This is a genomic window from Aquirhabdus sp., assembly GCF_046462495.1.
Taxonomy (GTDB): domain Bacteria; phylum Pseudomonadota; class Gammaproteobacteria; order Pseudomonadales; family Moraxellaceae; genus Aquirhabdus.
This window is the reverse complement of sequence record NZ_JBKGVE010000012.1, coordinates 419,038-434,199: the sequence shown is the minus strand read 5'-3', so window position 1 is coordinate 434,199 and position 15,162 is coordinate 419,038. Positions and strand designations below refer to the sequence as shown.

Below are 15,162 nucleotides of genomic sequence, written 5' to 3'. Positions count from 1 at the left end.
GTTGACGCCGTAGTATACCCACAACAAACAAGGATGGCATCTTATTGCTTTTATTTAAGTCTTCCCTCCGATTTATTTTTTGAACGCACTTGTAATGCTGCAAAAGGCGTGTTATCACTATCCTATAGCTGAATTGTTACGAGATGTATTGGATATTCGGTGATTCTGTTGGCACTTTGTGTTGTTTGAGTGTGATTGTGTTGCCAGCTTAGGGTTTATGGATGTTTTAAACGGAATTATTCCATAAAAAATATTTGTAACTTGAGTGCTGAAACGCATTCAAAACAAACCTAGTTTTTTTGTAATTGTGGAGTGGCGACTAGGCGCTGTTTTTACGAAGCTTCTGGTATTTGAAGCTACGAGTAGGTAGTTAGGTGGATTGCTGGTTACGGCTTTTCAAATTTGGACAGAACAATAAAAGGGAATTTAATGTGTTTTCCTTTGGACGCAAACAAAATTCTAGCCTAGTGGGGTTAGACATCAGCACGACGTCTGTCAAGCTTTTAGAGCTCAGTATTCGTGATGGTCGTTATTATGTCGAAAGTTACGGCTCAGAGGCCCTTCCTCCAAATGCAGTAGTTGAGAAAAATATTGCTGATGTTGAAGTGGTTGGAGAGGCTATTGGTCAGCTCGTGAGACGCGCTAGCCCAAGATCCTCTCAGGCGGCTGTCGCTGTCGCTGGGTCCGCTGTGATCACCAAACTGATCGATATGGAAGCGGATATGACGGACGATGAGCGTGAAATGCAGATTCGTTTAGATGCCGATCAATATATTCCCTACCCGTTGTCTGAAGTCAATTTGGATTTCGAAGTGCTCGGTCCTTCTGCCGTTGTGCCTGGAAGGGTGAGTGTATTACTAGCAGCTTCGCGTTCTGAAAATATTGAACAGCGGGTCGATGTGCTTGAGATTGGTAATTTAACCGCCAAAGTGGTTGATGTTGAATCTTATGCGATTGAACGCACCTTTGGCTTAATGGTTGATGCCCTACCTGATAGTCCAGATATTGTCGCGATTGTTGATATTGGTCATACGATGACGACCCTTAACGTGCTTCGTCATGATCAGATCATTTATACCCGTGAACAACTTTTTGGTGGCAAACAGCTGACTGAGGATATTCAACGTCGCTATGGTTTGTCTTTTGAAGAAGCAAGCCGTTCTAAGAAAGAGGGCAATCTTCCTGATGATTACGAGCCTGAAGTGCTGATTCCTTTTATGGAGTCAATTGCACAACAAGTCACTCGCTCTCTGCAATTTTTCTTTTCGTCTAGTCAATATAACGATGTCGATCATATTTTGCTGGCTGGTGGTAGTGCCAGTATTCCGGGGCTTGCACGTTTGATTCAAGATAAATTGGGCAATCGCGTAAGCGTGGCTAATCCATTTACTCACATGGGTTTTGCCCCTCAAATCGATACCAATGCGATTGGAAATGATGCACCTGCGCTCATTATCGCCTGTGGACTTGCGCTCAGGAGTTTTGATTAATCATGGCACAAATTAATTTACTTCCCTGGCGCGAAGCTCAACGTGAGCAGCGCAAAAAAGAATTTATGCTCACGGGTGGTGCTATTTTCGTTTTGGCTTTAATTCTGTCTGTTTTGGTCTGGGTGGTCTTTAAACATTATCTTGATGAACAACTCCAAGCCAATCAACAGATCACTACCGCAAATGCAGCACTCGATACGAAGCTGAAAGATTTAGCGCAATTACAGTCAAGACGTGATGACATTGTTTCACGCATGAAGGTCATTCAAGACTTACAAGGTCAGCGTCCCGTTGTTGTTCGTATTTTTGATGAGTTGCCAAGATTGACGCCGAGTCATGTCTATATCACTAAATTTGCTCGGAAAGATGACAAGTTTACGATTGAAGGTCGAGCACAAAGTCCAAATGATGTGTCTGAGTTTTTACGTAATTTGGAAGCCTCGCCTTGGTTCCGTAATGCATTTATGAATTCATTTCAAGGTGCTGTGCAGCCTACTACACCAGTGTCTGGCAGTGTAGTGCCGAGAGCAGAGGATAGCTATGGTCAGTTTGTGATTTCAGTTGATTTGCAACTTCCCGAAGCTGATGTAAAAGGACAAGGAACTTCCACTGCGAAGCGTTTAGGAGGTGCATCATGAAGACGGATAATAACCCTCTAGCAGCTAAGTCGATTTCAAAAAAATTCTCCTTTGAGGAGTTTAGTAATAGTTTTAAATCGCTTGATCCGCAGAATATGGGGAACTGGCCCCTCCCTGTGAAAATTACAGCTTATATTTTTGTCGGTGTTTTGGTATTCGTGCTTGCTTATCTTTTACTGATTGCTCCTGTGCGTGAGGATATCGTAGCGGCCGAGGGGCAAGAGCAAAGTTTATTGAATGATTATCGTGATAAAGATTCAAAGCTTCGAAATTTGTTGCAATATCAGAAGCAAGTTGAGGAAATGGAATCTACATTTGGTCAATTATTACAGCAACTTCCTAAAGAAACTGAAATTCCTGGGCTTGTTGAAGACATTAACTATACCGGTGTAGGAAGTGGTTTGCAGTTCGATAAAATTAATGTGGAAAAAGAGGTGACAAAGGACTTCTTTATTGAATTGCCGATGACGATTAAGGGTCGTGGTGACTATCATTCATTTGGTGCTTTTGTGAGTGCCTTGGCTGCATTACCACGGATTGTGACCATTGATGATTTTGATATTTCTCCTATTAATGATAAATCAAAATCTGAAGTGCCGGTCTTGGGTTTGACGGTGAATGCGAAAACTTATCGTTATAACGATAAAGCCGACCCTAAAAATAAACCAAAAACCCCGCAGGATGCCGCAAAGAAAACAGGGAGTACATCATGAAATGCAGAATGATGTCAGAAAATAAACGTTCCCAACTACAAGTCCGATCAAAAGGTGTATCGCAAGTCTTGGCTTTGGGAGGGGTGCTTTTAGCAGTCATGCAGTTAACTGGCTGTAGCTCTCGGGTTGATGGTGTTGCAATGGAAATGCAGAAAATTCATAACGAACCAACTTTGCCCATTACCCCTGCACCCGTGTTCTTGCCAGTACCTACTTTTACGTATGCTGCGCAAGGGTTCCGAAGTCCATTCATTGCTCTGAGTCTTGCTGAAGAAATGAAGGTCATGGCAGGGCGTCACGTCATGCCGGATTTAAGTCGACCGTTGCAGTTTTTAGAACAATTTCCATTAGAAAATCTGCGTATGCGTGGGACAATACATAATCAAAAAGGTCCTCTTTATGGTTTGATTGAAGATCCTCAAGGTGGTGTGCTTCGCGTTCAAGTCGGTAATTATTTGGGTAAAAATTATGGGCGTATCGTGGGAATTACGCCTACCCAAGTTAACTTGGTTGAAATTGTCCCTGATGGAAAGGATGGTTTTGTTGAGCGGCCACGTAGCCTAATCATGGTTGATGCAGGCGGATAACAAATTTTGAGGATAACGATGATGAGCAGTAGCAGTATGGTAAGTCAAATGCTATCGAATTGGTTGGGTCAAGGGGTAAATGACATGGAAGTTAGTGGCGTTAAAGAGTCAGCACGTGACCTTAAAAAGGTTTTCGACCTAAGGATGGGGCATGAGTTGGCAATGCGTTCCGTCGCACGTCGTTTTGTGACAAAAGCATTGCCTATGCATTTAGCTATCGTGAGTGCTTGTGCGATTACGATGACGGCTTATGCGAGTAGCACGGTGACGCTCACTGGAATAAATACGACGGCATTGCCGAATAATGAGACTGAGCTTCGTCTTGCATTTGATGGTACTCCACCTAACCCGCAAGCTTATCAATTAGATAAGCCAGCACGATTGGTTGTTGATCTGCCTAATGCAAAAAGTAGTTTAGCGAGCCGTTATCAGGATATTGGTTCAGGAAATGCACGTAGCTTGGCGGTAGTTGATAATGCTGAGAGAACACGTTTAGTTGTAAACTTGAGTCAAGCCAGTGGGTATTCAACCCGTGTTGAAGGGAATACTTTGATTCTGAAAGTTGGCGGTACTAAAGCATCTGCCGCTAAAACTGTGGCTACAACTGCACCTGTGAATGCGGTTACACCTGTAGCCGGAAACAAAAGTATCGCCTATGAAGTGACCGATGTTGATTTCCGTCGTGGTGGATCGGGAGAGGGCAATGTTCTCATTGCGCTGAATAACCCGAATGCACCCGTTGACGTTCAACAGCAAGGGACTAAAATCATTGCGCGTTTCCTGGGTACGAAGTTACCTGAGCGCTTACGTCGCCGTTTAGACGTGAATGATTTCGGCACTCCAATTAAAACTATTGATGCTTATAATGAAGGCAATAATGGCATATTGGTGATTCAGCCACAGGGAGATTTTGAGTATTTGGCCTACCAAGCTGATAATAAACTTACGATCAGCGTGAAGCCAGTTGTTCAGCAAAAGACGGCTGAAGCAAAACCTCCAACGTATACTGGACAAAAGTTATCATTAAACTTCCAAGATATTGAGGTGCGTTCAGTTTTGCAGTTAATTGCTGATTTTACCGGCCTTAATTTGGTAGCCAGTGATACGGTTGCAGGCAAAATTACAATTCGTCTGCAGAATGTGCCTTGGGATCAGGCTTTAGATATAGTGTTAAAAACCAAAGGTCTCGATAAACGTCGCAATGGCAATGTGATTATGATTGCGCCTGCGGATGAGTTAGCTGCACGTGAGAAGATTGAAATTCAAAATAATCGCCAAGTTGAACAACTGGCGCCGTTGACGACGCAATATATTCAATTGAGTTATGCAAAGGCAAGTGATTTATTTACTTTAATAACCTCTGGTCGTAATAATGGTGGTGGTGGTGGTGGTGGTACCGTTGCTGGAGGTACAGGAGGTGATGCTAATGTAGGGAGTTTATTATCATCACGTGGTACCGTCTCGGTTGATACGCGAACAAATACTCTTATTGTTCAAGATACTGCTACTACTATTGATAAAGTTCGGGAGATGATTGCGCGTCTTGATGTGCCGATTAAACAAGTCATGATTGAGGCACGTATCGTCAGGGCATCAGATACCTTTAGTAAGGAATTGGGTGTGCAATGGGGGATTCTCTCTCATGGCACCGCAAGTCGGCCAAACTTGTTGGTTGGTGGTAGCGAAACGACATTGTTTGATCTACGTAACCCGCAAAGTACGACTTTGAATGGTCAGACAGGGGTAGGCTACACAATCACGCGTCCAGATAACTTGAGTGTGGATTTAGCAGCGACCGGTTCTGGTGCCAGCAGCATTGCGCTTGGTGTGATGAGCATTTCAGATATTATGCTGGATTTAACGCTTTCAGCACTGCAAGCCGATGGTAAAGGTGAGGTTATTGCAACACCTAAAGTTTTAACTTTGGATAAACAGAAAGCAAGGGTTGCAGCGGGAACAACAATTCCTTATCAGCAATCAACCTCCAGCGGCGCAACGTCTATCGCTTTTGTGAACGCTGAGCTGAGCTTGGAAGTTGTCCCAAGTATCACGCCTGATGGCCGTGTCGGCATGGAGTTGATGGTTAATGCTGACAGTGTGGGTGATGCCGCACCAAACGGACAATTGACAATCAACACTAACCGTTTACAAACAAATGTATTGGTTGATGATGGACAGACGGTTGTATTGGGTGGTATTTTCCAGAATCAGATTTCAAGCAGTACAACTAAAGTTCCCTTCCTAGGTGATTTACCTTATCTAGGTCGTTTATTTAGACATACGCTTCAGGCCAATAATAAACAAGAGATGTTGATTTTTGTCACGCCACGTTTGGTTAATAGCACCACTCAGGTAAATCAAAGCGCTAAACCTTAACTCTTTAAGGTTTAGATGCTAAGCGGTTGATGCAGGGTGTTTAGATGCATAATGCAACACAAGTGGCTTCCACTGATTCAACAACGAATAATGTACTTATGGGTAATTTATTCTTAGTTGGACCAATGGGAGCTGGTAAAACTACAGTAGGGAGGCATCTTGCCGATCTACTGGGTCGTACTTTTATTGATGCAGATCATGAAATTGAACGACGCACTGGCGCTACTATTCCTTGGATTTTTGAGAAGGAGGGAGAGGCGGGTTTTCGGCTGCGTGAAGAAGCTGTTATCGCGGAACTGACTGCGATGAATAATATTGTTTTGGCGACGGGTGGCGGTGCAGTAACTCGAGAACAAAGTCGCTTATATTTACGTCAAAGAGGCACGGTTATTTATTTGTATACGCCTGTTGCCATGCAGGTCGCAAGAACCTCTCGAGATCGTAATCGTCCTTTATTGCAAACCAGTAATCCTGAAGCACGGTTACGCGAATTGCTGACGATCAGAGATCCGCTTTATCGTTCGATTGCTCACCATGTGGTCATGACATTAGATGGTTCAGCCCGGGAACTTGCCCAAAAAATTATTCAGATCATTCAACCAAACGCGATAAAATAACAATAAATGATGTCCAACCATTCGTGGTATATTTTTATCTACACTTTTGAACTCTTCTTTCTATGACACCGCAATTGATTTCAGTCGAAGCCGAATCTGCCTCGATGGCTGTACAAACCCTTCATGTCGCCTTAAATGAGCGTAGTTATCCGATCTATATTGGCGGGCATTTGTCTTTAGCTGAGTATTTGTTACCCCATATCGCTGGCCATCAAGTCATGATCGTGAGCAATACAGTTGTAGCCCCTTTTTATCTGGCGCGTTATCGGGATGTTTTGAAAGATGCGGGAAAAACCGTTGCAGAGTGCATATTGCCGGATGGCGAGTCTTATAAGACGTTGGAGAGTCTTAACCTGATTTTTGATGCATTGATGTCGAATCGTTTTAATCGTGATTGTACGGTCTTGGCTTTAGGTGGTGGTGTGGTTGGGGATATGGCGGGCTTTGCTGCAGCAAGTTTTCAGCGCGGGGTGCACTTTGTGCAGGTGCCGACCACATTATTGTCTCAAGTCGATTCGAGTGTCGGCGGTAAAACGGGAGTAAACCATCCACTGGGTAAAAACATGATTGGGGCATTCAAACAGCCTAAAGCTGTCTTGGCTGACATGATGCTCTTGAATTCTTTGCCAGATCGTGAGCTATCCGCGGGGCTTGCCGAAGTGATTAAGTATGCCCTAATCGGAGATGTGGACTTTCTTGTCTGGCTGGAAAAGCATATGACTGAACTTGTGGCGCGTGATCCTGAAAAACTTGCAGAAGCAGTTTATCGTTCTTGCGCGCATAAAGCCCGTATTGTTGCTGCCGATGAGCATGAGATGGGTGAGCGAGCTCTACTCAATTTGGGACACACTTTTGGTCATGCAATTGAATCTTATATGGGGTATGGTCAGTGGTTGCATGGCGAGGCTGTTGCAGTCGGTATGCTTATGGCGGCTGATTTATCCGCTCGGTTAGGTTGGATTGCGGCTGATGATGTTGCACGTATTCGCAATATATTGCTTGCCGCGAATTTGCCTGTGAATGTGCCTGACATTGCACCAGATGACTTTTTGGCGCTGATGGGGCAAGATAAAAAGGTGTTAGAGGGGCGGCTACGATTGGTGTTGTTGAAACGAATCGGTGAAGGCGTTATTACGCGTGAATTTGATTTACAGCTATTAATGCAAACCTTGGGAAATAAAACCCCAGGCGTAGAGGTGATATGAGCTCAAATCTATCGGCACCTAAGCCGCCTAATTTTTATCCGAAGACGTGGTTTGTTTGCGCCGTCATCATATTAGCGGCGAGTGCCATATTGTGGATTTGGCTACAACTCGCCAGTCGCGTGACTAAAGAGCGATCCTTTGCTGAAACTGAAGCTGCATCTAAAACGATGACACCTGATCAGTTCCCTGCGAACTTAGGTACTTTGTCCGATATTGTGCCCGTATTGGATTTGACCAAAATTACTTCTAATAGACCAGAAGCTGCACATGCTGCTGAATTTAAAGCTTTAGCGTTTATTACCGAGCATCAAAGTGATTGGACGCTACAAGTGATGAATGTTTCACAAGAAAGCGTGATTACTGACTTTTTAGCAAAACGTTCAGACCGTTCGCGTTTTCAGTATTTTCGTTATAACAAAGGTGCAAAAGACGAAAGCTTTATTTTGACCTACGGTGCATTCCCAGCTATACAAACGGCTTTAGGCGCTGCGCAAACCATGGATTTTGGCTTGCCATCCAGCGTGAAAGCTTTTCCTGAGCGCTTTTCAAGCTATCGACCTTTTGTGAGTGATAGTGATGAAAATATGGTGGAGTCTTCTGCAAACTCGCCACGTCAGGTGAAGTTAAGACCAGTTGCTATCCCTCCACCAACGGATGCGATTGAGGATAAGCTCGCAGAGATTGCGGCTGAGTCTTCTGCTGCAATGACTACGTCGCCTTCGCCAACATCTAAGACGGTTCTACCGGCGAATGTCGATGGCTTTAGTGGGCTTCCTGATGCTCCTGCTGCAGATCCAGTTGCCCCTGCACCATCTAACTCAAAATCTAAAGGTGCTGCTTCTTCAACAGGGCCTGTGCAAGATCCATTTAATTAAAGAGATCTTGTTTTAAATTGATCAGTAGTATAAAAAAGCGTCAGAAATGGCGCTTTTTTATGGGTGAAACATGCTCGAGTAAATCTGTATTTATTTGCGTGATGTTAGGTATTTTTTGATGTTTGAGGGACAAGGGAGCATGTGCAAAGCGTTGGATAAATGCGATAATATGGTTATGTTGCATTTGTGTTGTATTTAATAAATCAAGCATTGCATTTGAGTACGCGTGAGTTTTTCTTTACACTATTAAGCCGTTTTGTCTGTCATCGTTTATTTTGTCGTGCTACTTTGGACGATGAAACTGGTCGCATGTCTTAATGATTCACTAACGTATAGGATGGATGAGTCAGGTTTTCGCTTGACCGTCATAACAAGTTTGACAAGCGTCTAGTGTCGTAACAAGTATCTATTGTGTTGTTTTGATATTTCTTTTGCTTTCTATTTAAGGGTACGCCATGCATATGTCGCCGCTCGCTACATCTTCTTCGGAAGCCCATTGCTCATCTGAATCGATTTCTGATGCGGCAGTGACGGGTCTGTATCAACCTGAAGATTTTCGGGATAACTGTGGCTTTGGTCTGATTTCCCACATGCAGGGGCAGGCCAGTCATCATTTACTTCAGACAGCGATTCACAGCTTAAGCTGTATGACCCATCGTGGCGGCATTGCGGCAGATGGCAAGACGGGTGACGGATGCGGTTTGTTATTGGCGATGCCAAAAGATTTTTTCCGCGCAGAAGCAAAGAAACTTGGTGTGACGTTGCCTGAATTATTTGCAGTAGGTACGATTTTCCTCAATACCGACGCAACTTTGGCACAACACTCTCGCGAGATACTGGCTGCAGAAGTGACCAAAGAAGGATTGACCGTTGCGACTTGGCGCCCTGTCCCGATCAATGTCGATATTTTGGGTGAGATTGCACTGCGTTCATTGCCTGCATTTGATCAGTTGATCGTTGCGGCACCTGAGGGAATGGAAGCACCAGAATTCAATCGTAAATTGTTCTTGGCGCGTCGTCGTGCAGAAAGCCAATTGACACACGATCCTTTGTTTTATGTGACTTCTCTTGCCAGTACGGTCATCAGCTATAAAGGCTTGATGATGCCGAAGGATATCGCATCCTTTTACTTGGATTTAAGCGATGAGCGCTTAACCTCTCATATTGTTGTTTTCCATCAGCGCTTCTCTACTAATACTGCGCCGCGCTGGGCCTTGGCACAACCTTTCCGTTACTTGGCACATAATGGTGAGATCAACACTATTACGGCAAACCGTAACTGGTCTGTTGCGCGTACACCAAAATTTGAAAACCCATTGTTGCCCGGGTTACTGGATGTTAAACCGTTGGTGAATCGTACCGGTTCAGACTCTTCAAGCTTGGATAATATGCTGGAGATTCTGGTTGGTGGCGGCATGGACATGTTCCGTGCGCTGCGTATGCTGGTTCCACCAGCATGGCAGAACGTTGAAACCATGGATGCGGACTTGCATGCATTCTATGAATTTAATTCAAAGCACATGGAAGCTTGGGATGGCCCTGCAGGTCTGGTGATTCAGGATGGTCGTCACGCAATCTGTATGCTTGACCGTAATGGTCTGCGCCCAGCGCGCTGGGTAATCACCAAAAATGGTTATATCACCCTCGCTTCTGAAATCGGTGTTTGGGACTACAAGCCTGAAGATGTGGTTTCCAAAGGTCGCGTGGGTCCCGGTCAGATTCTGGTTGCAGATACGCAAACTGGCGAGCTACTGCGCACTGTTGATATTGATAACCGCTTGAAATCGACGCATCCCTACAAAAAATGGTTGCGTGATCATGCGGTTCATATCAAGACTGACGATGATCTAGAAGAAAGTCTGCAAGAATTTGGTTTGAAAGGCGATGCGCTGAAAGCTGCGCAAAAGATGTTCCTGATCAGCTTCGAAGAGCGTGATCAGATCATTCGTCCATTGGCTGAAAGCGGTCAGGAAGCGGTTGGTTCGATGGGTGATGATACGCCGATGGCTGTATTGTCTCGCCAAGTTCGCCATGTGGCAGATTTCTTCCGTCAACAGTTTGCCCAAGTGACCAACCCGCCAATCGATCCATTGCGTGAATCGATTGTGATGTCGCTTGAGAGCTCACTGGGTCGTGAACAAAATGTGTTTGAACAGTCCCCTGAGCATGCTGAGCGTGTGATTGTGTCGAGCCCGATTCTGTCCGCGAGCAAAATGCATCAACTTCGCACGCTTGATCGTGCGGAATATCAGATGCATACCGTCGATCTAAACTATCCAGAAGCGGAAGGTTTGGAAGCGGCTCTGCGTCGTATTTGTGTTGAAGCGGCCGATGCAGTACGTGGTGGGGCAACGTTTATTAACTTGTCTGACCGTAATATCCGTGAAGGTTATCTTCCTGCGAATGCGATTTTGGCAACGGGTGCAGTTCATCATTATTTGTCTGAGCAGGCTGTACGCGCGGATGGTAATATTCTGGTTGAAACCGGTTTAGCCCGCGATCCTCACCACTTTGCGGTGTTGCTCGGGTTTGGTGCCAGCGCAGTTTATCCGTACCTTGCTTATGACGTGATCAATGATCTGATTGCCAAAGGCGATTTGTTGGGTGATCCGTTATATGCACAAAACAATTTCCGCAAAGGAATTGATAAAGGCTTGCTGAAAATTCTCTCAAAAATGGGGATTTCAACCGTTGCATCTTATCGTGCTGGCCAGTTATTTGAAGCGATTGGTCTGTCTCGTCCAGTGGTTGATCTTTGCTTCAAAGGTGTGCCGAGCCGTATCGAAGGCGCACGTTTCGTTGATCTGGAAAATGATCAAAAGAAACTGGCTACGCTCGCATGGCAAACCCGTAAGCCGATTGAACAGGGCGGTTTGCTGAAATTTGTCTTTAATAAAGAATACCATGCATTTAATCCGGACGTGATTAATAACCTGCATACGGCTGTGCGTTCAGGCAAGTTTGAGGACTATCAGTTATACGCTGATTTGGTCAACAAGCGCCCGACAGCGACTTTGCGTGATTTGCTGGGTCTTGATACCAGCAACAGCATTGCGGTTGAAGATGTCGAACCGATTGAGGCGATTCTGCCGCGTTTTGACTCTGCGGGTATGTCACTGGGTGCGTTGTCCCCTGAAGCACATGAGTCAATTGCTATTGCGATGAACACCATTGGTGGTCGTTCGAACTCTGGTGAAGGCGGTGAAGATCCAGCACGTTACGGCACGATTAAGAACTCCAAAATCAAACAGGTTGCATCAGGTCGCTTCGGTGTAACCCCCGCTTACCTATCTTCAGCTGAAGTGTTGCAGATCAAAGTGGCACAAGGTGCAAAACCGGGTGAAGGTGGTCAGTTACCTGGTGGTAAAGTGAATGCCCTGATAGCGCGTTTGCGTTACTCAGTACCTGGTGTAACCTTGATTTCACCACCGCCGCATCATGATATTTATTCCATTGAAGATTTGTCGCAATTGATTTTTGACTTGAAACAAGTCAATCCAAAAGCGCTGGTTTCGGTGAAGTTGGTATCGGGTCCGGGTGTGGGGATGATTGCAGCCGGTGTTGCGAAAGCCTACGCCGATTTGATTACGATTTCTGGTTATGATGGCGGTACGGCAGCATCACCGTTGTCATCGATCCACTATGCGGGTTCGCCTTGGGAGCTGGGTTTATCCGAAGCGCATCAAGCGCTGCGTGTGAATAACTTGCGCGGTAAGGTACGTGTACAAACCGATGGTGGTTTGAAAACTGGGCTGGATGTTGTCAAAGCCGCAATCTTGGGTGCTGAGTCCTTTGGTTTTGGTTCCACACCGATGATCGCCTTGGGTTGTAAGTACTTACGTATTTGCCACTTGAATAACTGTGCGACCGGTGTGGCAACACAGCAAGATCACTTGCGCAAAGAGCATTACATCGGCGAGCCTGAAATGCTGATCAACTTCTTTCATTTCATCGCGCAAGAAACCCGCGTATGGATGGCAGCACTGGGTGTCAAGAGCTTAAAAGACCTCATCGGACGTACTGATCTACTGACTTGTTTAGAAGGTCAAACTGATAAACAAAACCATTTGGATCTGCGTCCAATATTGACGACCCATGCTTCAGCAAAAGGTAATGATCAATATTGTACCTCTGCGCGTAACGAACCGTTTGATCGCGGCGTCCTTGCAGAACAGATGGTGATGGATATGCAAAATGCGATTACTGCCAAGTCTGGCGGCACGTTCAGCTATAAAGTCATGAACGGAAATCGTTCGATTGGTGCGCGTTTGTCGGGTGAGATTGCCAAGCTACATGGTGACCTCGGGATGAGCAATCAACCGATCACCTTGAAGCTGAACGGGACGGCAGGACAATCACTAGGTGTTTGGAACGCTGGTGGTTTGCATATTGATCTTGAAGGTGATGCCAACGACTACGTCGGCAAGGGCATGGCTGGTGGTCAAATCGCCATTTATCCACCGAAAGGTTCTCCATTTAAGTCGCAAGATACTGCGATTATTGGAAATACCTGTTTGTACGGTGCAACAGGCGGCAAGCTTTTTGCAGCAGGAACAGCAGGCGAGCGTTTTGCCGTACGTAACTCGGGTTGTCATGCTGTGATCGAAGGTGCGGGTGATCATTGCTGTGAATACATGACGGGCGGACTTGTGACCGTGTTGGGTCGTACGGGCCTGAACTTCGGTGCGGGGATGACAGGTGGTTTTGCTTACGTACTTGACTTAGAAGGTGACTTCTTTGATCGTTGCAATCATGAGTTAATTGATTTGAACCGTATCAGTTCAGAATCGACTGAAGAGCATCGTCAGCATCTGGTTGAAGTGCTCGAAGAGTATGTTGAAGCGACAGGCAGTGCTTGGGGTCAACAGGTACTGGATGAGTTTGATGAGTTCAGCCGCAAGTTCTGGCTGGTCAAACCCAAAGCGGCAAGCCTTGCCAGCTTGTTGAAAACGACCAAAGCTGATCCACAATAAGGATTGGTTCACCAATCACGTGATTTTATTCGCGTGATTGGTAAGATCGTCATAAATTGGTTGTTGATTCGCTATAGAATACGCAGCAATCGCATAAGCAATAATAATCTGTCAGCGTATTGAACGATATTTACGATTTAATGCAATAGCAGGCACGCACGCGCAATCGTGCTGACCCAGTGAGGATGACACATGGCTGATCGCCTAAGTAATGATTTTCAGTTTCTCGATGTTGCAAGACAAGAGCCTGAGAAAAAAGATATTGATACGCGTACGACTGCATTTGTTGAGATTTATCAACCTTTTGAAAAAGTAGAAGTTGCTAATCAATCTCATCGTTGTTTGGACTGTGGCAATCCATACTGTGAATGGAAATGCCCTGTACATAACTACATTCCCAATTGGCTTAAGCTGATTAGCGAAGGACAGTTATTTCAAGCGGCTGAATTGTCTCATCAAACTAATACTTTGCCAGAAGTGTGCGGTCGTGTTTGTCCACAAGATCGTTTGTGTGAAGGCGCGTGTACGCTGAATGATGGCTTTGGCGCGGTGACGATCGGAAATACTGAAAAATACATTACTGACACCGCGTTTGCTATGGGCTGGCGCCCAGATATGTCCAAAGTCGTTTGGACTGATAAGAAAGTAGCGATTATTGGTGCAGGTCCTGCAGGTCTGGGCTGTGCAGACGTGCTTGTGCGTGCTGGTGTTAAACCCGTGGTCTTCGATAAAAACCCAGAAATTGGCGGTTTGCTGACTTTTGGTATTCCAGAATTCAAAATGGAAAAAGATGTGATGATTCGTCGTCGCACCATTTTTGAAGGCATGGGCATTGAATTCCGCTTGAACACCGATGTGGGTGTCGATGTAACCATTGATGAGCTATTAGCTGATTACGATGCTGTGTTCATGGGTATGGGTACCTATACCTACATGAAGGGTGGTTTTGCTGGTGAAGAGTTAAATGGCGTTTATGATGCACTGGATTACTTGATAGCCAATGTGAACCGTTGCCAAGGCTGGGAGAAGTCACCGACTGACTATATCAGCATGGAAGGCAAACGCGTCGTGATCTTGGGCGGTGGTGATACCGCGATGGATTGTAACCGTACCGCAATTCGCCAAGGTGCATCGCATGTTGCATGTGCGTATCGCCGTGATGAAGAAAATATGCCCGGTTCACGCCGTGAAGTGAAGAATGCGCGTGAAGAAGGTGTTGAGTTTCTGTTTAACCGTCAACCGATCGAAATTGTTGGCGATGCCAATGGTGTGATTGGTGTGAAGGTTGTGACTACACAATTGGGTGAGGCTGATAGCCGTGGTCGTCGCAGCCCTGAGCCAATCCCCGGCTCTGAAGAAATTCTGCCTGCTGATGCTGTGATTTTGGCTTTTGGTTTCCGCCCAAGCCCAGCTGCATGGCTTGCTAGCCAGTCCGTGACTTTAGATGGTTCAGGTCGTGTGACTGCACCAGAACATCAAGCATTCCCATTCCAAACCAGCAATCCAAAGATTTTTGCGGGTGGCGATATGGTGCGTGGTTCTGATCTGGTCGTTACCGCAATCTGGGAAGGTCGCCAAGCCGCTGAAGGGATATTGGATTATCTAAAGATCTAATGTTTGTTTGAATTTAGGTTGTATAAATAAAAAAAGCTCATCATTGGATGGGCTTTTTTTATGATCATGAGTGA

General features: G+C 45.5%; 10 protein-coding genes. All 10 read left to right on the top strand.

Features of this window, described 5'->3' with window-relative positions; genetic code table 11:
* The first annotated feature begins 431 nt into the window (after positions 1–431).
* The 10 genes from ACLHG7_RS16295 to ACLHG7_RS16250 all read left to right on the top strand — a co-directional run bounded on the left by ACLHG7_RS16295 (position 432) and on the right by ACLHG7_RS16250 (position 15,088).
* Positions 432–1,490, top strand: a complete 1,059-nt coding sequence (locus ACLHG7_RS16295; RefSeq protein WP_114898043.1) for a pilus assembly protein PilM — start codon at positions 432–434, stop codon at positions 1,488–1,490.
* Positions 1,491–1,492: 2 nt separating this feature from the next.
* On the top strand, positions 1,493–2,128 hold the full coding sequence (locus ACLHG7_RS16290; RefSeq protein ID WP_410212010.1) for a PilN domain-containing protein: 636 nt from the start codon (positions 1,493–1,495) through the stop codon (positions 2,126–2,128).
* Positions 2,125–2,841, top strand: coding sequence for a type 4a pilus biogenesis protein PilO (locus ACLHG7_RS16285; RefSeq protein ID WP_410212009.1), 717 nt, complete (start codon positions 2,125–2,127; stop codon positions 2,839–2,841). Before ACLHG7_RS16290 ends, ACLHG7_RS16285 begins: the two co-directional genes overlap by 4 nt.
* A 98-nt stretch (positions 2,842–2,939) precedes the next feature.
* Positions 2,940–3,428, top strand: coding sequence for a pilus assembly protein PilP (locus ACLHG7_RS16280; RefSeq protein WP_410212058.1), 489 nt, complete (start codon positions 2,940–2,942; stop codon positions 3,426–3,428).
* An 84-nt stretch (positions 3,429–3,512) separates the two neighbouring features.
* Entirely contained in the window at positions 3,513–5,804 is a 2,292-nt protein-coding gene (gene pilQ, locus ACLHG7_RS16275; RefSeq protein WP_410212057.1) for a type IV pilus secretin PilQ, read from the top strand.
* Between the two features lie 98 nt (positions 5,805–5,902).
* The gene (aroK, locus tag ACLHG7_RS16270; RefSeq protein WP_410212056.1) at positions 5,903–6,421 is read left to right on the top strand and encodes a shikimate kinase AroK; all 519 of its coding nucleotides are present in this window, start codon (positions 5,903–5,905) and stop codon (positions 6,419–6,421) included.
* A gap of 104 nt (positions 6,422–6,525) precedes the next feature.
* Positions 6,526–7,626: a 3-dehydroquinate synthase gene (gene aroB / locus ACLHG7_RS16265; protein ID WP_410212055.1), complete on the top strand. Its 1,101-nt coding sequence runs from the start codon at positions 6,526–6,528 to the stop codon at positions 7,624–7,626.
* A complete protein-coding gene (locus ACLHG7_RS16260) occupies positions 7,623–8,501 on the top strand; it encodes a hypothetical protein (RefSeq protein WP_410212008.1) in 879 nt (292 codons plus the stop codon). The genes aroB and ACLHG7_RS16260 overlap by 4 nt, the downstream gene beginning before the upstream one ends.
* 461 nt (positions 8,502–8,962) lie before the next feature.
* Positions 8,963–13,474, top strand: coding sequence for a glutamate synthase large subunit (gene gltB / locus ACLHG7_RS16255; RefSeq protein WP_410212054.1), 4,512 nt, complete (start codon positions 8,963–8,965; stop codon positions 13,472–13,474).
* A gap of 192 nt (positions 13,475–13,666) precedes the next feature.
* On the top strand, positions 13,667–15,088 hold the full coding sequence (locus ACLHG7_RS16250) for an FAD-dependent oxidoreductase (protein ID WP_114898048.1): 1,422 nt from the start codon (positions 13,667–13,669) through the stop codon (positions 15,086–15,088).
* The last annotated feature ends 74 nt before the right edge of the window (positions 15,089–15,162 follow it).